Origin of the sequence: Wenzhouxiangella indolica (genome assembly GCF_042310355.1) — a bacterium.
Taxonomy (GTDB): domain Bacteria; phylum Pseudomonadota; class Gammaproteobacteria; order Xanthomonadales; family Wenzhouxiangellaceae; genus Wenzhouxiangella.
This window is the reverse complement of the sequence record NZ_JBHJMR010000003.1, coordinates 223300-240989: the sequence shown is the minus strand read 5'-3', so window position 1 is coordinate 240989 and position 17690 is coordinate 223300. Positions and strand designations below refer to the sequence as shown.

Genomic DNA, 17690 nt, shown 5'->3' with positions numbered 1-17690 from the left:
TGACCGAGCGGCCGCGAACACGACCATTGCTATACTCGGCGGCACAACCAATCGACGAGGGGAGAAGCCAGCATGCGCGCCATTCAGGATCAATTGGCTCACCGGGCCCGAAACACGCCCGACCAGCTCTACCTTTCCCAGCCGATCGAGCGGGAGTGGCATACCTGGACCTGGGCCGAGGCCTTCGACGAGGCGCGCCGTATGGCCGCCGCGCTGGAAAGGCTGGGACTCGAACCCGGTGACCGGGTCGGCCTGATTTCGCGCAACTGCGCCCATTGGGTTCTGGCCGACATGGCCATCATCCTCTCCGGCCTGGTGAGCGTGCCGGTCTACCCCACGGCCAAGGCTGATACGATTCGGCAGATCCTCGAGCACAGCGGCTGCCGCGCCTGTTTCATCGGCAAGGTCGACCAGGCCGAAGAACGTCTCGCCGGCATACCCGAAGGCGTGGAGACGATTGCGATGCCGTACCCCGAGACCCAGGGCGTTCGGCAATGGGACGACCTGATCGAGCAATCGGCCGGTGAGTTCCAGACGCGCGAGCGTCGCGACGAAGACCTGGCCACCCTGCTCTACACCTCCGGCAGTACCGGCACGCCCAAGGGGGCGATGCACAGTTACTCGAACTTCGCGTTCGTCGGCCATACCATCTCGACGGCACTGGGCGTCGAGCCGGGTGACAAGGTGTTCTCTTACCTGCCGCTGTCGCATTGCACCGAGCGGGCCTACGTCGAAGCCGTCAGCTTCTATGCCGAAACCTCGCTGTACTTCGCCGAGTCCATCGACACGTTCGCCGAGGACCTGCGCCACGTCCGGCCGACCCTGTTCGGATCGGTCCCGCGTCTGTGGAAGCGCTTCCAGTTGGGCGTGTTCGACCAGCTGCCGCCGGAGAAACTGGACCGCTTGCTCAAGATTCCCCTCGTCTCCGGACTGATCAAGCGCAAGATCAAGAAGGGGCTCGGGTTCGATCGCGCGCGCTGGTTCGCCAGCGGCAGCGCGCCGATGGCCGTGTCCCTGCTGGAATGGTGGGATCGCGTCGGCGTGACGATCCGCGAGGGCTGGGGCATGACCGAGACCTTCGCCTACGGCTCCCAGATCGGCCTCGACGTCGAGCCGCGTTTCGGCACGATCAGCCGCGCCCTGCCGGAGGCCGAGCTGAAGATCGGCGATGACCAGGAACTCCTGATCCGCTGCCCCTGCCTGATGGACGGTTACTACAAGGCCGACGAACTCAGCGCCGAAAGCATGACCCCCGACGGCTTCTTCCGAACGGGCGACCGGGCTTTCATCGATGACGGGTTCGTCACCATCACCGGCCGAGTCAAGGAGCTGTTCAAGACCGCCAAGGGCAAGTACATCGCGCCGGTGCCGATCGAAAGCCTGCTGGCGCGAAACTCCTGGATCGAGATGGCCTGCGTGCTCGGCAGCGGCATGACCCAGCCGGTCGCGCTGGTGCAGATGGCCGAGCACGCGCCCGACGATCGGGAGCACCTGGCCGAGCAGCTCGAAGCCGACCTCGAACGAATGAACCGTGAACTGGAACCGCACGAACGCCTGTCCAGCCTGATCGTGGTGGCCGAAGCCTGGGAAGTCGACAACGGCATGCTCACGCCCACGCTCAAGATCAAGCGGGACGTGATCGAGGCGCGCTACGTTTCGCTGGCCGAGCAAGCCGCCCCCGGGATCGTGTTCGAAGAATGAATGCCGGCACATTCGGCAACTTCGAGGAGGCGTCGCGCTCGGTACTCGACTTCCTGCACCGCCGATACGGCTTCGGCCTGTGGATGGTCACGCGCGTTCAGGGCGAGGACTGGATCATCCTCCAGGCGGAGGATCACCACTACGGCGTCGGCGACGGCACGGTGCTCAAGTGGGCCGACTCGTTCTGTTCCCGGATGACGCGCGGCGAAGGCCCGCGCATCGCCCCCCGTTGTCGAGACATTGCCGCCTACGTCGAAGCACCGATCGGAGACCAGCTTCCGATCGGCGCGTATGTCGGCGTGCCGCTGCAGCATCCCGACGGCCGGCTCTTCGGCACCATGTGCGCCATCGACCCGGCCGAGCAGCCCCATGTCAGCGACGACGACCTGCCCCTGATCGAACTGCTGGCGAGGCTGCTGTCGACCGTGCTCGCCCACGACATCGAATATGCCGAGAGCCAGGATCAGGTCCGCCAGGCCGTCAGCGACTCGCTCAGCGATCCGCTGACCGGACTGCCCAACCGGCGCGCCTGGGACCGCATGATCGAACGCGAGCAGGACCACCTGAGGCAGTTCGGTGGTAGCGCGGTCATCAGCATCGTCGACCTCGACAAGCTCAAGGAAATCAACGATTCCGAAGGTCATGCCGCCGGTGATGAACTGCTCCGCCGCTGCGCCGAGGCGATCGCCCGAAGCGTTCGCGACAACGACTTTGTCGCCCGCCTCGGTGGCGACGAGTTCGGCATTGCCAGCATCAGCTACCACAGCCCTGAGACCGGCTCGGTAACGGAGCGCTTGCGAGAGCAGCTCGAAGCCTCGGACGCGCAGGCCTCCATCGGCGGCGCTGCCTGGCATCCCGGGGAAACCCTGTCGGAAACCTGGCAACGCGCCGATGCGGCGATGTATGCGCACAAACAGCGCCACTCGGCGCCCGGGCAGCGCTAAGGAGCCTCTGAACAACTCTGCAAGGAGCGCGTTTCAGTCGGAAATACCGCAGCTCGTGTGGTGCGACGCGAGTGACAGTAGCCGTAGCTACGGCCGAGGGGCGCAACGCGCGAGATGCGGCATTTCCGCCGAAACCCGAAGGGACGGGCCTTTGCGGGAGGCTCCTTAACCACCGAACTGGCTGTCGACCGGCGTTTCGGCGATGTGGTTGGTGTAGTTCGACAGGGTTTTCATTCCCACCCCGGTGATGATGTCCAGCACGTGGCGTCGCTCGTAGCCGGCATCCAGGAACGACGCGATGTCGTCTTCGGCGGGATTGCCCCGGCTGGAGACCACCTTGCCGGTGAACTGCCGCAGGGCCTCGAGCCTGGAATCGTCGATTTCCCGACCCGCCGCGGCGGCCTTGGCCACGTCCTCGGGCACACCCTGCATCGATGCAATGGCCGTGTGCGCGGCCGTGCAATAGCCGCACTCGTTGTCGGCACTCACCGCCAGCAGCACCACCTGCTTCTCGCTCGCACTGAAATCGGTCTTCTCGAAGATCTCGCCCATGGTCATGTAGGCCTCCAGCAGGGCCGGCGATTCGGCCATGACACCAAGCAGGTTGGGCACGAAGCCGTAGGCCGATTCGGCCTTTTCCAGCGGCGCCCGAGCGTTGGCCGGCGCGCTCGCCTTGTCGTGTACGCTATAGCTCATTTCGTTTCTCCTTGATCAGTCGGCAGTGAAAATATCCACGCAGACCCTGACATGGAATCATGACCGGCCTGCGGACACCCACTAATCTGCGATCGATCAGGTTTCGTCAAAATACGTAGTAACCGCAGCCGCCGCCGTGACCCGAATCCTTCTCCTGTCCGCCTACCGCTCCGACAGCCATGCCGCCTGGGCCGACTGGCTCCGGAACAATATCGAAGGCGTCGAATGGACGCTGCGCGAACTGCCCGGGCGCCACTTCGCCTGGCGCATCCGCGGCAACCCGCTGAGCTGGCTCGACGGCATCCCCGACGACCCGCCCGATCGAATCCTGGCCACTTCGATGGTCGACCTGGCCACACTCAAGGGCATTCATCCGCAGCTGACCAGCGTGCCGACAACCTACTATTTTCACGAGAACCAGCTCGCCTACCCGGTCAGCCGCAACCAGGTCAGGACCATCGAGCACGCCATCGTTCAGATCTACGGCGCGCTGGCGGCCGACGAGCTGCTGTTCAACTCCGACTACAACCGGCGGACCTTCCTGGAAGGTGTTGGGAAGTTCGTCGACAAGATGCCCGACCGCGCGCCCGGCGATCTCGCCGACCGGCTGGCACCGAAGTGCCGCGTCCTGCCCGTTCCGATCGAGCCTGTGCCTCCGGCGGAAAATCGCGATCGGCGCCTGATCGTGTGGAATCATCGGTGGGAATACGACAAGCGCCCGGAACTGTTTGCCGAAGCCGTCGATCGCCTGGTCGAGTCGGGCATCGACTTCCGCCTGGCCCTGCTGGGCAAGCGCCCGCGCAGCACGCCCGCGGCCCTCGACCGGATCCGAAAAAGCGCAGCCGGACGCATCGTCGCCGACGGCCTGCTACCCAAGGAGGAATATCGCCACCTGCTCGGCCGCGCCGGCGTCGTCGTCAGCACCGCCGCCCACGAATTCCAGGGCCTGGCCATGCTCGAAGCCGTCAGTGCAGGGGCGATTCCGGTGGTGCCGGATGCGCTTTGCTATCCGGAGCAGTATCCGGGCCGTTTTCGCTACCCCAGCGGTGATGTCGAGCAACTCGTGATGCGACTCGAAGCACTGTTCTCGAGTGTTAAGACCCAGGCGCCCGACGTGACGAGCTTCTTCAGCTCTAACCTGCTCGCAACCTGGCAACGTGCGTTGGTGCAGTGAGTCGAACCATCCGTGTAGCCGGATTCGTCGATCGCTTTAATCGCGCGAGCCCGACCCGCCCTGCTTTTGCCACCCGTGACCGGACCTGCTAGAGTCGGGCACAGCCGACCGACGCCGCTGATTTTTCCGCTCGAGGGTCACCCAAGGACGCGGCGCCGAATCCGAGCCGGGGCAGTTGGCGGACACATCTGAATTTCTGGGGACGGGGCCATTGGCCCATTTGGCAGGGAGCAACATGATCAGCATTTCTTCGCCTTCGGGAACGCGCGTCATTTCCTTCCTATTCGTTCTAGTCTTGCTGGCTTGGGCTAACCCGGCCCTGGCTGCCGGCAGCGGCCCAGACGAAGCTCGGTCAGAATCACGATCCAAATCTGCACCACGCGGATTTCCCGAGCGGCCGGCGGAAGTGGATGCTCAGACCTGGTCCCGACTGGCAGCGGCTGTACAGCAGGCCAAACTGCTACCGTCGCCAGACGGCATCGGGGGCGACGACAGTCTCTTCGGCTACGCCGTTTCGATCGATGGCAACCGCGCCCTTGTTGGCGGCGTGGGCCTCGTGGGTGTCGGAGCGGCTCTTGTACTGGTGGATTCGGGAAACGGCTGGATCGAGGAAGCGGTGCTACTACCTTCAGATTTGGAATCAGATGACCGCTTCGGCTCCTCAGTTAGCCTATCGGGCGATCGGGCGTTGGTCGGCGCCCCTCTCGATGACGACAACGGCAACAATTCCGGCTCGGCTTATGTGTTCGACTTCGATACAAGCACTAGCAACTGGAGCGAGACCGAAAAGCTCCTGCCCGACGACGGCGTGTTTGGCGACTATTTCGGTTCCGCGGTCAGCTTATCAGGCAACCGGGCACTGGTCGGGGCCCCTTTCGATGACGACAACGGCAGCGACTCCGGCTCAGCCTACGTCTTTGATCGTGTAGGCACAGTTTGGAGCGAAACCCAAAAGCTCCTACCCAACGACGGTGCGAATGACGACTACTTCGGCTCGTCAGTCAGCCTTTCGAACAACCGGGCACTGATCGCGGCTGTCACCGACGACGAAAATGGCTACTACTCCGGCTCAGCCTATGTATTCGATTACATTGGGACGGAGTGGAGTGAAACCGAAAAGCTACTACCGCAAGACGGCGCAAATGGCGACTATTTTGGCCGCTCGGTCAGTTTGTCAATCGATCGGGCGCTGATCGGGGCTTTCGGTGACGGCGACAACGGCGAGAGTTCCGGGTCGGCCTACGTCTTCGACTTCAACGGAACGAGCTGGAACGAGGCAGCCAAACTGAAGCCGGCCGACGGCGGGCCTATGGATGAGTTCGGCAGCTCGGTCAGCCTATCTGGCGACCGAGCACTGATCGGCGCTTTCGGTGACGGGGCCAACGGCACCAGTTCCGGGTCAGCCTTCGTGTTCGACTTCGATGGTGTGAGCTGGAGCGAAACCGCCAAGCTCACGCCGACCGACGGCGCACCGAACGACTGGTTCGGCGGCTCAGTCAGCCTGGCCGGAGACCGGGCGCTGGTCGGGGCGCGTGGCGACGACGACGACGGAAACGCTTCGGGCTCGGCCTATGTATTCGACTTCGATAAAGGCACTAGCAACTGGAGCGAGACTGAAAAGTTCCTGCCCGGCGACGGCGTGTTTGGCGACTATTTCGGCTACGCCGTCAGCTTGTCCGGCAACCGGGCACTGGTCGGGGCCCATCGCAATGACGACAATGGCATAAATTCCGGCTCAGCCTACGTATTCGACCGTTTAGGCACGGGTTGGAGCGAGACCGGAATACTCGTTCCCGCCGACGGCGTGGCCGACGGTAATTTCGGCTTCTCGGTCAGCCTTTCCGGCGACCGGGCGTTGATCGGCGCCCCTGGCGATGACGACAACGGCGCCGCTTCGGGCTCGGCCTATCTATACGAATTTGACGGAACTACTTGGGACCAGACCCAGAAACTACTACCGGAAGACGGAGATGAGTACGACTATTTCGGCTACTCGGTCAGCCTGGCCGGCGACCGAGCGCTAGTCGGTGCCCATCGCAATGACGACAACGGTTTAAATTCCGGCTCAGCCTACGTGTTCGAATTCGACACGAAGTGGAGCGAGATAGAAAAGCTCCTGCCGGAAGACGGCGCGATTCGCGACGAATTTGGCATATCAGTCAGCCTTTCAGGCAGCCGGGCGCTCGTCGGAGCCCATAGCACTGGCGACAACGGCATCAATTCCGGTTCAGCCTACGTGTTCGACTTCGACAGCACGGCCTGGAACCAGACCGAAAAGCTTTTGCCCACCGATGGAACGGGTTACGAATATTTCGGCGTTTCGGTCAGCCTGTCCGGTGATCGGGCACTGGTCGGAGCCTATCGCGATGATGACAATAGCCTATCGGGATCGGCCTACGTATTCGATCTTGTCGGCACTGTTTGGGGTGAAACCGCGAAACTCCTGCCCGCTGACGGCGCGGGTGGCGATTTTTTCGGCTACTCGGTCAGCCTGTCCGGCGACCGGGCGCTGATCGGGGCCCACTACGACGATGACAACGGCGAGGCTTCAGGCTCGGCCTACTTATTCGACTTCGTCGACAAGGACTGGATCCAGGTCGAGAAGCTCTTGCCAGTCGACGGTGCAGCTGGCGACAACTTTGGCCACTCGGTCAGTCAGTCCGGCAACCGGGCGCTCATCGGGGCCCTTTACGACGACGACAACGGGCCAAATTCAGGCTCGGCTTATCTTTTCAATCGGCCAGCCGGTTTGATCTTCTCGGATCGATATGAGGATTGACAGACACGCAGGTTGGGACTCGTCAGCCGTCGGGTCGGCTTGACACCGAAGCGAAGCCGTGAGCCCCGTCGCGACCGCTCTTTCGAGGTCAGTGGCCCCGCCTCCAGAGCCTTGAGCCGTTCAAGTGAGGTTCTGCGGCAAATGCTGCTTTGGAAGTTGCTCGCGGAAGGCTATGACTTCGGCCCGGGCGCGCCCGAGGTTGCCCATGAAAATCAGGCGGTCGACCAGCAAGCGCGCATTGTGCCTCGGGCGTTTCGGCTTCGAAGGCCTTGATCTCGGTTATGTCGGCGGCCGCCCAGTGCGTGCGCCATTGCAGCATGGTCTTCGGCGTCGGGAGGAGGGGCCGAATCTTTCAGGGCGCCGCGCTCCTCTAACGCTTCGGGTTGAGCGCGGAGTTGGGCAACGTCCGCAAACCTGGATGCCGGAGCGACGGACACCGATTCATTCGCCTACACCATTTCGGGTGGCTTCGCCTCCGACTCGGCAACGGTGACCGTAACCATCAACGGCGTCAGCAGGATCTTCTGGGACAGCTTCGGGAATTGACCGCACTGGATCGGGCAGCCGGGCCTCGCGGTTGCCTGATCAATCGGCGCCGGCTCGGATACCACTGTGGCCCGGACTCAATCGTCCCTGGCATCCGTCTCCAGCCGCTCCAGCCGGTCGAGAAGATCCTGCGGAATCTCTTGCTCCGGATAGCGCTCGCGGAAGTCCTCCAGTCGGGCCCGGGCGCGCTCGACATTGCCGATGGAGATCAGCTGCCCGATCAGCCATAGCGATCGCTCCGCGTCGGCGGCACCTTCTTCGGCCAGATCGAAATCGGACCCAACTGTCGGTTCCAGCGGCGCTCGCATCCGCCCATCGCCCTCGGCGGAGGCACCCAGTTCACCGACGGCCCGGTACTGTTCGCGTGCGGTCTCGGCCGCATTGTCGGCGGCCGACCAGCGGGTGCGGCGCTGCAGCATGCTGTCCGACGCGAGGGCGGAAGAGTCCGGGCCGGAGCGCTCCTCGCGCGCTTGGGGTTCGGCCTGCTCGGCGAGCGCTTCGGGCTTGGCCCGCTCGGCAACTTCTTCGAGTTCGCCTTGCCGCTCGGGCGCCTGGCGTGCGGCCCGCTGCGCGACATCGCCCAGAGTTCGGGGCGCGAAGTCGTCGGATTCGGCAGAGCCCGCTTCAGGTGCTTCCGCATCCGGCGCGCTTTCTTCGGCATTCGTCGGCGTCGATTGGGTGGCGGGCAACTCCGCCTCCGGCGGCTGGATGTTGGTGACGATGGACACGACCACGAACAGCGAGGCCGCCACCGCCACGCCGCCCAGCCAATGGGCGGGACGCGGCAGGCCGGACAGCCGCGTGTCCGCCTTCGCCCGGGCGCGGATGCGCTGGTCGACGCCGGGGCCGGGTTCGATATCGCCCTGCTCGCGATAGAGCCGCGCCAGGCGATCGTGGTCCTTGTGTGGTTCCTTGCCCGTCATGGTTCGCTCGTTCCGGTTGCCGGCCTCAGTAGGGTTCGCAGCTTGCCCGTTGCGTAGCGTAGGCGACTCTTGACCGTTTCGCGGCCCACGCCGCTGCGCTCGGCGATCTCGACCAGGGTCAGGCCGGCTTCCTGTTGCAGCAAGAAGGCTTCGCGCTGCTCGCGCGAGAGCTGGCCGAGTGCGGCCATCAGCTCCGCCCGGTGCTGCGCCTGCTCGACGCTCGCCTCGGGTGATTCGGACCGGCGGGTGGCCGGTTCCGTTCCCGAGCCGTCGGCATCTTCGCGCCGGCGATCGAGTGAGCGCCAGTGATCGACGAGCCGGTTATGGGCGATGCGGAAGGCATAGCGCTTGAAGCCGGCGTCCTTCCTGAACCGCTTGCGCGCGTCGACAATGCGCATCCAGACATCCTGGAAAAGTTCGTCGGCCACCGTCCGGTTGCGCGCGGCATGAAACAGGTAGCGGTAGAGCGACTTGCGATAGCGTTCATAGAGCAGGTCGAAGGCATGCGCATCGCCGCGGCCGTAGGCCAGCATCAGCTCGTCGTCGGATCGCGGATCATTCATTGCATGCGTTCGGGTCGTGCTCGGTGGCGATTCTACCGCGCAAAGCAATGAAGCGAGCCGGGCGTCGCCACCCGACCCGTCCCTGACGCTTTTTTCAACGAGAAGCGACAGTCTCTTTCCGATCGTCCGACCCGGCCACCTGGAAGCCCTCAGCCAATCGGACCAGCTGCAGGAACTCGCCGCGATAGCCGAAGGGATCCTCACCTTTCGAACCCTGTGCCAGCTCGTGAATGTCGGCCATGCCGTAGCCTTCGAGGTACTTGCCGCCCCTGAGGTGCTGACCGAAGGCGGCCACGGCCGCGGCGAACTGCAGTCGACTGGCGGGCGATTCGGGCAACGCACCGGCGACGGCTTGCTCGATCAGCTGACTGCTGTCGGCTTCCGGATCCTTGTAGCGCAGGCGCACGAAGCCGAGCTCGGAATGCGTGGTTTCCCGCGTGGCGCGGTCGACGCCATAGCGCAGCGGATCCATCCGCTCGCCGGCGCCATGCAGCGCCACCTCGTAGAGCGCAGTCACGGTGTGGCCGGCGCCGATATCACCAGCGTCGACGGCATCGTTGTTGAAGTCCTCGCGCTCGAGCATGCGGTTCTCGTAGCCGATCAGGCGGTACTCGGCGACCACGGCGGGGTTGAACTCGACCTGGATCTTGACGTCGCGGGCAATGGTCTGAAGTGTGGCACCCAGCTCGTCGACCAGTACCTTGCGCGCCTCGCCGAGGGTATCGATGTAGGCGTAATTGCCGTCACCGGCGTCGGCGAGCTGTTCCATCAGGTGGTCGTTGTAGTTGCCGGTGCCGAAACCCAGGGTGGTCAGGGCGATGCCCGTTTCACGCCGGCGTTCGACCATGTCGACCAGCGAGTCGAAGTCGACCGTGCCGACGTTGAAGTCACCGTCGGTGGCCAGGATGACGCGGTTGATGCCGCCTTCGATGAACCCTTGCCGCGCCTGGGCATAGGCCAGTTCGATGCCGGCCGCGCCGTTGGTGCGCCCGCCGGCCTTGAGCTGGTCCAGCGCGCTGCGAATCTTGACCGACTCGTTACCCGGCGTGGATTCCAGCACCACGCCGGTGGCTCCGGCATAGACCACCATGGCCACGCGATCGTCGCCGTCGAGCTGGCCGGTGAGCATCTTCAGCGCGTTCTTGAGCAAGTCCAGCTTGTCGGGCGAATGCATCGAGCCGGATACGTCGACCAGGAAGACCAGGTTGGCCGGCGGAACATCTTCGGGCGCGGGCTCGTAGCCCTTGATGCCGATCTGCAGCAGGCGCGTGTTGGCGTTCCAGGGCGTGGCTGCCTGGTCAACCACCACGTTGAACGGCCGCGAGCTGTCTTCCGGCGGCGGGTAGTCGTAGTCGAAGTAGTTGATCATCTCCTCGATGCGCACCGCAGCCTCCGGCGGCAAGCGCCCGGCATTGAGCAGGCGCCGGACGTTGGCATAGCTGCCGGTGTCGACATCGACGCTGAAGGTCGAAACGGGCTGTTCTTCGACTCGGTGGATCGGGTTGGGGTCGAGTCCGGCGTAGTTCTCGCGGTCGATCGGGCGATCGGGATGGCGCAGCTGCGCCAGCGGGTCGCTCGAAGGCGACGCAGGCCGGGACGTGAGGCCCATTGCCTCGCCGGCAACGGCTCGATCACCGGCGACCTGCCCGGCGACTTGTTCGACGATCGCCGGCCTCATGCGCTGCCGGCGTTCGGGCTCGGGTGCCGTCTCGATGGCCACCCTGTCCAGGTCCAGTTCCGTCCGGGTCGCCGGATCGGCCCGAGTGGCGCGTTCGTCTTCCGTTTCCGGGGACGGTGAAACGCAGCCGACCGTCAGCGCAAGCGCGCCGATCACGGCGGCGGCCAGGGTGTGTTGACTCGAATTGCGGGTAGCGATATTCATCGTGCTCTCCATGTGTAGGGCTTGCATGGAAAACAACGAGCGAACTCGCCCGACGGGGTTAAAGGTGATTCATGAATCGGCCAGCAGGTCGACGTAGGCCACCTCGACCAGGTCCGCGTCGGCGATGCGCAGTCGCTCCATCAGGTACTGTGCTTCGGCTTCGCCTGTGGCCGATCGTTCACCATCGGCCAGCACGACTTCGAGCTCGACAAAGTCGCCCAGGCCCTCGACCCGGTCGAGGTGGATACGCGTGCGCCCGGTGAGAAAGAGGGTGCGCTGCTTGCGGACCCGTCCGCTAATCCCCAGCGCATCGGCCAGTACCGCACGCAGGCCCTCGGGATCTTCGGTCGGCGTGATGCGATATTCCGACTGACCCGGGCCAGCCTGGTCGGGTCGGCGATAGAAAATCAGCTCGGCATTGCCGTTGCCGAAATCGCGCAGCTTCAGGCGGCCGTCGGCGCAGCCGAAAAAGGTGTCGTCCTGTTCAATCGTCCAGGGCCCCTCTTCGGCGATCCGGGATGCACGCTCGGCCATGTTCTCGGGGTCGGCCACGCGGGCCTTGATCTCGATGTTTCTCGCCATGCCGGTCAGGCCCCTTTCTGCGGGCTCGCGTCCTCGATCAACTCACGATGCACCCGCACGGCCGTGTTGCGCGGGCGAATCTCTCGCTCATCGGCTTCCAGTCGAGCGCGACAGATGGACGCGCCAAACAGCAGGATCAGCGACGAGTAGTTGACCCAGAGCAACAGCAGCACGAGCGAACCGGCCGCGCCGTAGGCCGAGGCCGCCGCCGTGTTGGCAAGGTACCAGGCGATCAGGGAGCGCCCGAGCGTGAACAGCAAGGCGGTGATGAACGCACCGGCCAGTACATCGGACCAGCGCAGCACGACGTCCGGCAGAATCCGGAATATCGCCGCGAACAGCATCGTGACCACGGTCAGGGAAAGCAGGATCTCGATGCCGACCATCGACCAGCCGGGAATCGGCAGCCACTGCTCGGCATGTGCCATCACCCCACGCACCAATACGCTGAGCAGCAGCGAGACGAGCAGGACGAAGCCGATCGCCAACACGATGGTCAACGACAGCACGCGTGTCTTGATGAACAGCCAGATGCTGTTGCGCGACGGCCGCGGCGCCACATCCCAGATCTGGTTGAGCGACTTCTGCATCTGGGCGAAGACCGTCGTCGCACCCACCGCGGTGGCCGCGATGCCCGCCAGGGTCGGCCACATTCCGCTGCCCTCGATCTGGGAGTTCTGGATGGCGGTCTCGACCGCGCCCGTGGCCTGGGCACCGAGCACCGCTTCGACCTGGCTCATCAGTTCGATCCTCGCGGTTTCCTCGCCCAGGACCACGCCCACCAGGGCGACGATCACGATCATCACCGGCGCGATGGAAAAAACCGTAAAGAACGCCAGGGCCGCGGCGTAGATGAAGGCATGGCTGTCGAGCCAGTTCTTGCCCGAAGCCTTGAGAATGGCGGCCCAGCGGCGCAGAAAACCAGATGCGTTTTCAAGCAGATTGGACATCATTCGATGATCATACCGGACAGTGCGTGTGGACACGCTGTCCAGGCCACAGGATCCGGAAGCCCGCCCTTTGGGCAAGGGCAAGAACGGGCTTGCCGTGGGCGACTCCCGGGCGCAATAATGCGACCGATAATGAAAACAACCAATTCGAGGGAGGGAACCACCATGAACGACACACCCGCTTCCCGGCCACCACTTCACTTCTGGATCATCGCCGTGGTCGCCGTGCTATGGAACGCGGTCGGCGCCTTTGATTTCCTGGCGACCCAGATTCGGCTGGAACCTTACATGTCGGCCTTCAGCGAAGAACAACTCGCCTTTTTCTATGGCATCCCGGCCTGGGCGGTGATTACCTGGGGCTTTGCCACCTGGGGCGCACTGCTCGGCTCGCTGGCCATGCTGGGCCGCCTGCGCTGGGCCTACCACCTGTTCATCATTTCCTTCGTGGCCATGCTGGCGACCTCGTTCGAGAATTTCGTGCTCTCCAACGGCGCCGAAATCATGGGCGCCGCCGGCCTGATATTTTCCGGCGTGATCGTCGCCATCGGAATTTTCCTGATTCTCTATAGCAGGGCGATGCTTCAACGTGGCGTTCTAAGATAAGCAACCACGGAAGGACAGACAGTCAGTTGCGCGGGCGCCGACGTATAGCGCCCTCGATTGACCGTTTGGGCAATTCGAATTTCGATCATTCGAATTTGTTTGGTACTTGGTGCTTGAGATTTGAAAATTTACCAGCTCCGCCCTTCTTCCGAAGTCGACGCGTAAGCAGATCGCCTTAAAGCCCCAAGTCACTCCACCGCAGCGGTTCACCAGCCGGGGCGGGGTCGGGGTCGATCACCCGGTCTTCGCCCAGGGCGCCGCTGCCGTCGAGCAGCTCGCCCAGTTGTTCCAGGGCGCGCCAGCCATAAGGCAGCAGCGGCACGTATTGCCCGGCCACGCCGGGCGCTCCGAGCAGCGCATCGAAGTGCTGGGCACGCTCGATTTCCCAGAACACCACGTTGCCACCAGCTGATTGGGCCTGTTCGACCCAGGGGCGGCTGCTGAGTGCGACGGGAATGAGACCGTCGTCGCGGCCGTGAATCACGATCACCGGCTTGTCGTCCGGGAGCTCGGCCGTGGCCCGCGTCGCTTCGACTGCTTGGCGCAGCTGCCGGGCGTCTTCGCTGTCTCCGCTCCACAATTCGCGCAGGCACATCAAACCGTCGAACTGGCGATCCTGGCCGCTGCCGGCGGCATCGCCCAGCTCGATCCCCTCCGCCGGCCCGACGCCGGAGTGCATGGCCCACCACCCGTGACGCTGGGCCGCGGTCGCTTCGCTCGCGCGGTAGGCATACCCGCACGGCATGTCGAAAGATCCTCGCTGCAGGTAGGCCGAGGCATAGCTGGCGGCGATCGCTCGCCACAGTCCAAGCGCGACGTTCACAGCCGACTGGCTCAACGCCGCGTCCTCGAAACCGGACTCGACGAGACGCGCGCGCGCCGCATCGGCCTCGGGTTCGTCGATCAGGCCGGCCCGCACCAGCGAGGCGCAGCGCACCCGCCCCATGGCGGCGAGCGCCGGATTGCCCAGCGGCATGTCGCCAACCGCGTCCAGGTCCGCCAGCAGGCAGGGCTGGTAGAGGGCGGCGGCCGTGGCATAGTCGAACAGCGGCCGGGCTTCGGGTGCGGACACGTTGGGCGAAACGGCCACCACGGCGTCAAGCAGCCCGGCGTCGTCGAGCTCGGCGGCACGCAGTACGGCACCGCCCCCGTTGGAGAGGCCGGCCGCGAGGATCCGGGTATTGGCCTGGGAATAGTCACCGTCGAGCGTCATGGAGAGGACTTGCAGCCCGAACTCCGCGGCCCTCAGGACGTGCCGACCCCAGTCGGCCTCCGGGTGATCCCCCGAATGCACGTGCCGCAGCGCGACCGCATCCGAATCGCCATCCTCGGGCATTGCTTCGGGCTCGAAACCGAGGGGCCCGGCGCCGCGCGCTTCGCGCGTGCCGTCGAGGGCGACGCCGGTGTCGGTCGCGTAGTCAAAGAAATCCGTCCCTGCACCCTTGTCGGTGTAGGCGACCGCGCAACCGGCCGGCAGTGCCCAGGGACCCACCAGGGCGATGGCGCCATAGACGCCGCGCGATCCCGAGGCGGGGGCGACAACCAGGCACGGCCGTTCGGCGTCGAAGTCATCGGGCAACTGCACCAGCATGCGGCTGGGGTGGACCGCATCGCCGACGGTCACGAAAGCGTGGAATTCCCGGCCGGGCACGGACGGCACATCGCTCAGCAAGCCGCCGAGGCCGCCGGCCGGCGTGAAGGATTGGATGCCGGTCCAGGACTTGTAGATGGCCAGCCGACGCAACTCCGCAGCGGTCGGCTCGGCCGGGTCCGAAGGCTCGGGTGCCGCCGAGGACAGCCCTTCGATGCCGAGTCCGGCGCTCAGCAGATCGTCCTCGGCGCGGTGCTCGGTGGTCCGGATGGTCAGGTCCAGCCCGGACAGACTGGTCTCCTGCTGCGGCGATTCGCTCTGTTGGCAGCCGGCGAGAAGCGCTCCGGCAAGCCCGACGGCAAGAATGAACTTGAACATGGGGTCGGTTTTCACGCTGACTTGGAGAGGTCGACACTTTATCAGGGCCCAGGCGGCCGATCACCATGGACTTTGGTACAGCAGCCGCCTTGTCGAGGCTTTGCTAGTCTTACCATCGTTTCCCTCGAACCGTCCGGGAGCTCCACGCGACCATGAACGACCGTCCCCTGCGTATCCTGATTACCGGCGCCGGCAGCGGCATCGGTGCCGGCATTGCGGCCGACCTGGCGAAGGCCGGCCACAGCATCCTGGCCACCGACCTGAACGCCGACGCCGCCGATGCCACCGCCGCATCGATCAACGAGGCCGGCGGCAAGGCCCGGGGAATCGCCCTGGACGTTACCAGTGACGAAGACGTCGCCGGACTGGTGGCCGGGCTGGACGGCCCGGTCGATGTGCTGGTCAACAACGCCGGGCTGCAGCACGTCTCGCGCCTGGAGGATTTTCCCATGGACAAGTGGGATCAGCTGGTGCAGGTGATGCTCACCGGCACCGCCCGCCTGACCCGCGCCCTGCTGCCCGGCATGCGCGAGCAGGGATTCGGACGGATCGTCAATATCGGGTCGATCCATGCCCTGGTCGCCAGCCCGTTCAAGAGCGCTTACGTCGCCGCCAAGCACGGCCTGACCGGTTTTTCCAAGGTGCTGGCGCTGGAAACCGCCGACACCGACATCACCATCAACACGGTCTGCCCGACCTACGTCAGGACCCCGCTGGTCGACAAACAGATCGCCGCCCAGGCAGAGACGCACGGCATCTCCGAAGATCGCGTGGTCGAAGAGATCATGCTCAAGCCGATGCCCAAGGGCGTGTTCATCTCGTTCGAGGAACTGGCCGGGATCTGCGCGTTTCTGATGGGCCCGGCGGCGCGTAATGTCACCGGGCAGTGTATCGTTGTCGACGGTGGTTGGACGGTTCAGTGAAGAACGGTTTACGGTTTACGGTCAACGGTTAACGGAAGATCCGAACAATTCCCGCCGGAAACCGGAAACCGGAAACCGGAAATCCGTAATCCGTAATCCGTAATCCGTAATCCGTAAAGCGTAACCCGTATCCCATGCCTATCCGTGTTCTCATCGCCGACGACCACCCGCTCTTCCGGGCCGCCCTTGTGCAGGCCCTGGGCGCGTGCCTTGACGATGTGGAGATTCTCGAGGCTCGCGACTTGCCCGAGACAACCGCGCTGCTGGAGGAAGACGAAACCGTCGACCTGGTCCTGCTCGACCTGCACATGCCCGGCAGCCACGGCCTGGCCGGGCTGGCATCGATTCGCTGCAACCATCCGGCCGTCGCGGTCGTCGTGGTATCGGCCAACGAAGACCCGCGCGTGATCCGCCGGGTGATCGACCACGGGGCGGCGGGCTTCATTCCCAAAAGCTCGGGCCTCGAAGACATGACCGCCGCGCTCGATGCCGTACTCGACTGCCGCGAATGGGTTCCGCCGCATCTGGAGCGGGCGGTGGCCGAACTCGACTCCGACGACGAGGACCTGATCCTGGCCGAGCGCATCGCAGCGCTCACGCCGCAGCAGTTTCGCGTGCTGGCCCTGGTTGCCGACGGCTGGCTCAACAAGCAGATCGCCGGGGAGCTCGGCATCCAGGAGCGCACCGTCAAGGCGCACATGAGCGAGATTCTTCAGAAGCTCGACGTACGCAACCGCACCCAGGCCGGCGTGGCCCTGCGCCGACTGGAACTGGTCGACCCGGCCACCCGGATCGCCTGAATCGAAGTGCCGTGCCGAAGGACGGGCTGACAACGCCCCCGCGATCGGACAGAATGTTCGCCTTAGACAATCGAGGGAGCGGCTCGGGCCATGGTCGAGGGATCCGACTCGAAGCTGGGGTTTGAATCGCTCGCGGACACGAACGCGGGCGGCGAAGATCTCGAACGCTTACGTCAGCTCTACCAGGAGCTGCGCCGGATCGCCCGACGCGAGCGGCAGCTCATTCCCTCGGCCACGCTCAATACGACCGCGCTGGTCCATGAAGTCTGGCTGCGGCTGGCTGCGGGAGACAGCGACTTCCGCGACCGGCGGCACTTCCTGGGCGTGGCGTCGGTGGCCATGCGCCGCATGGTCGTGGACTACGCCCGCTATCGTCTTGCTCAGAAGCGCGGCGGCGACGTCGTCCAGGTCTCGCTCGGCGATGACGACGCCGCCACCTTGACCGATATCGACCGCATCCTCGACATCGACCAGGCGATCGGAGCGCTCGAGCAGTTGGACCCCAGGCTGGGTCGCCTGGTCGAGCTTCGCTTCTTTACCGGGCTGTCGAACGAAGACGCCGCCGAGGTGCTCGATATTTCTCCCCGCACGGCGGCACGCGACTGGAAGCGGGCGCGCGCCCTGCTCGCGGCCACCCTCGAGGCGCGCTGAGCAA

General features: G+C 64.7%; 15 protein-coding genes. 8 read left to right on the top strand and 7 right to left on the bottom strand.

Translation table 11 applies throughout. The annotated features are described in order from the left end of the window. Positions 1 to 72 precede the first annotated feature (72 nt). Positions 73 to 1701, top strand: a complete 1629-nt coding sequence (locus ACDC67_RS06145) for an AMP-binding protein (RefSeq protein WP_376691495.1) — start codon at positions 73 to 75, stop codon at positions 1699 to 1701. After that, positions 1698 to 2645 (top strand): sensor domain-containing diguanylate cyclase, encoded by a 948-nt coding sequence (locus ACDC67_RS06140; RefSeq protein WP_376691494.1) that lies wholly within the window; start codon positions 1698 to 1700, stop codon positions 2643 to 2645. Before ACDC67_RS06145 ends, ACDC67_RS06140 begins: the two co-directional genes overlap by 4 nt. A 165-nt stretch (positions 2646 to 2810) precedes the next feature. On the opposite strand, the gene ACDC67_RS06135 is transcribed toward ACDC67_RS06140, so the two are convergent. Beyond that, positions 2811 to 3341 carry a carboxymuconolactone decarboxylase family protein gene (locus ACDC67_RS06135; protein WP_376691492.1) on the bottom strand — a complete coding sequence of 177 codons (531 nt, stop codon included), beginning with the start codon at positions 3339 to 3341 and terminating at the stop codon, positions 2811 to 2813. Positions 3342 to 3486: 145 nt separating this feature from the next. Here ACDC67_RS06135 and ACDC67_RS06130 point away from each other — a divergent pair, with 145 nt between their 5' ends. Both ACDC67_RS06130 and ACDC67_RS06125 read left to right on the top strand, forming a co-directional pair. Beyond that, positions 3487 to 4515, top strand: coding sequence for a tRNA-queuosine alpha-mannosyltransferase domain-containing protein (locus tag ACDC67_RS06130; protein WP_376691642.1), 1029 nt, complete (start codon positions 3487 to 3489; stop codon positions 4513 to 4515). A gap of 235 nt (positions 4516 to 4750) precedes the next feature. Beyond that, positions 4751 to 7294, top strand: coding sequence for an FG-GAP repeat protein (locus ACDC67_RS06125; protein ID WP_376691490.1), 2544 nt, complete (start codon positions 4751 to 4753; stop codon positions 7292 to 7294). A gap of 623 nt (positions 7295 to 7917) precedes the next feature. Here ACDC67_RS06125 and ACDC67_RS06120 read toward each other — a convergent pair. The 5 genes from ACDC67_RS06120 to ACDC67_RS06100 form a co-directional block, all read right to left on the bottom strand. Beyond that, the gene (locus ACDC67_RS06120) at positions 7918 to 8763 is read right to left on the bottom strand and encodes a hypothetical protein (RefSeq protein WP_376691488.1); all 846 of its coding nucleotides are present in this window, start codon (positions 8761 to 8763) and stop codon (positions 7918 to 7920) included. Continuing rightward, the gene (locus tag ACDC67_RS06115) at positions 8760 to 9326 is read right to left on the bottom strand and encodes a sigma-70 family RNA polymerase sigma factor (protein WP_376691487.1); all 567 of its coding nucleotides are present in this window, start codon (positions 9324 to 9326) and stop codon (positions 8760 to 8762) included. The genes ACDC67_RS06120 and ACDC67_RS06115 overlap by 4 nt, the downstream gene beginning before the upstream one ends. 94 nt (positions 9327 to 9420) lie before the next feature. Further along, positions 9421 to 11208 (bottom strand): vWA domain-containing protein, encoded by a 1788-nt coding sequence (locus tag ACDC67_RS06110; protein WP_376691485.1) that lies wholly within the window; start codon positions 11206 to 11208, stop codon positions 9421 to 9423. A 69-nt stretch (positions 11209 to 11277) separates the two neighbouring features. Continuing rightward, positions 11278 to 11790 (bottom strand): class IV adenylate cyclase, encoded by a 513-nt coding sequence (locus ACDC67_RS06105; RefSeq protein ID WP_376691484.1) that lies wholly within the window; start codon positions 11788 to 11790, stop codon positions 11278 to 11280. 5 nt (positions 11791 to 11795) lie between these two features. Beyond that, positions 11796 to 12743, bottom strand: coding sequence for a YihY/virulence factor BrkB family protein (locus tag ACDC67_RS06100; RefSeq protein ID WP_376691482.1), 948 nt, complete (start codon positions 12741 to 12743; stop codon positions 11796 to 11798). 162 nt (positions 12744 to 12905) lie between these two features. Between ACDC67_RS06100 and ACDC67_RS06095 the strand changes: the two genes are divergently transcribed. After that, a complete protein-coding gene (locus ACDC67_RS06095; protein WP_376691481.1) occupies positions 12906 to 13343 on the top strand; it encodes a hypothetical protein in 438 nt (145 codons plus the stop codon). Between the two features lie 175 nt (positions 13344 to 13518). On the opposite strand, the gene ACDC67_RS06090 is transcribed toward ACDC67_RS06095, so the two are convergent. Beyond that, a complete protein-coding gene (locus ACDC67_RS06090; RefSeq protein WP_376691479.1) occupies positions 13519 to 15312 on the bottom strand; it encodes a 3-hydroxybutyrate oligomer hydrolase family protein in 1794 nt (597 codons plus the stop codon). 152 nt (positions 15313 to 15464) lie between these two features. Between ACDC67_RS06090 and ACDC67_RS06085 the strand changes: the two genes are divergently transcribed. The 3 genes from ACDC67_RS06085 (at position 15465) to ACDC67_RS06075 (ending at position 17686) form a co-directional block, all read left to right on the top strand. Further along, positions 15465 to 16235: a 3-hydroxybutyrate dehydrogenase gene (locus tag ACDC67_RS06085; protein ID WP_376691478.1), complete on the top strand. Its 771-nt coding sequence runs from the start codon at positions 15465 to 15467 to the stop codon at positions 16233 to 16235. A 134-nt stretch (positions 16236 to 16369) separates the two neighbouring features. Then, positions 16370 to 17035: a response regulator gene (locus tag ACDC67_RS06080; RefSeq protein WP_376691477.1), complete on the top strand. Its 666-nt coding sequence runs from the start codon at positions 16370 to 16372 to the stop codon at positions 17033 to 17035. Positions 17036 to 17125: 90 nt separating this feature from the next. Then, positions 17126 to 17686, top strand: coding sequence for an ECF-type sigma factor (locus tag ACDC67_RS06075; protein WP_376691475.1), 561 nt, complete (start codon positions 17126 to 17128; stop codon positions 17684 to 17686). Positions 17687 to 17690 lie beyond the last annotated feature (4 nt).

Excerpts from the sequence above, each read along its gene's own strand:
- ACDC67_RS06145 (WP_376691495.1), top strand. The coding sequence starts at position 73 with ATGCGCGCCATTCAGGATCAATTGGCTCACCGGGCCCGAAACACGCCC.
- ACDC67_RS06140 (WP_376691494.1), top strand. The coding sequence starts at position 1,698 with ATGAATGCCGGCACATTCGGCAACTTCGAGGAGGCGTCGCGCTCGGTA.
- ACDC67_RS06135 (WP_376691492.1), bottom strand. The coding sequence starts at position 3,341 with ATGAGCTATAGCGTACACGACAAGGCGAGCGCGCCGGCCAACGCTCGG.
- ACDC67_RS06125 (WP_376691490.1), top strand. The coding sequence starts at position 4,751 with ATGATCAGCATTTCTTCGCCTTCGGGAACGCGCGTCATTTCCTTCCTA.
- ACDC67_RS06120 (WP_376691488.1), bottom strand. The coding sequence starts at position 8,763 with ATGACGGGCAAGGAACCACACAAGGACCACGATCGCCTGGCGCGGCTC.
- ACDC67_RS06115 (WP_376691487.1), bottom strand. The coding sequence starts at position 9,326 with ATGAATGATCCGCGATCCGACGACGAGCTGATGCTGGCCTACGGCCGC.
- ACDC67_RS06110 (WP_376691485.1), bottom strand. The coding sequence starts at position 11,208 with ATGAATATCGCTACCCGCAATTCGAGTCAACACACCCTGGCCGCCGCC.
- ACDC67_RS06105 (WP_376691484.1), bottom strand. The coding sequence starts at position 11,790 with ATGGCGAGAAACATCGAGATCAAGGCCCGCGTGGCCGACCCCGAGAAC.
- ACDC67_RS06100 (WP_376691482.1), bottom strand. The coding sequence starts at position 12,743 with ATGATGTCCAATCTGCTTGAAAACGCATCTGGTTTTCTGCGCCGCTGG.
- ACDC67_RS06095 (WP_376691481.1), top strand. The coding sequence starts at position 12,906 with ATGAACGACACACCCGCTTCCCGGCCACCACTTCACTTCTGGATCATC.
- ACDC67_RS06090 (WP_376691479.1), bottom strand. The coding sequence starts at position 15,312 with ATGTTCAAGTTCATTCTTGCCGTCGGGCTTGCCGGAGCGCTTCTCGCC.
- ACDC67_RS06085 (WP_376691478.1), top strand. The coding sequence starts at position 15,465 with ATGAACGACCGTCCCCTGCGTATCCTGATTACCGGCGCCGGCAGCGGC.
- ACDC67_RS06080 (WP_376691477.1), top strand. The coding sequence starts at position 16,370 with ATGCCTATCCGTGTTCTCATCGCCGACGACCACCCGCTCTTCCGGGCC.
- ACDC67_RS06075 (WP_376691475.1), top strand. The coding sequence starts at position 17,126 with ATGGTCGAGGGATCCGACTCGAAGCTGGGGTTTGAATCGCTCGCGGAC.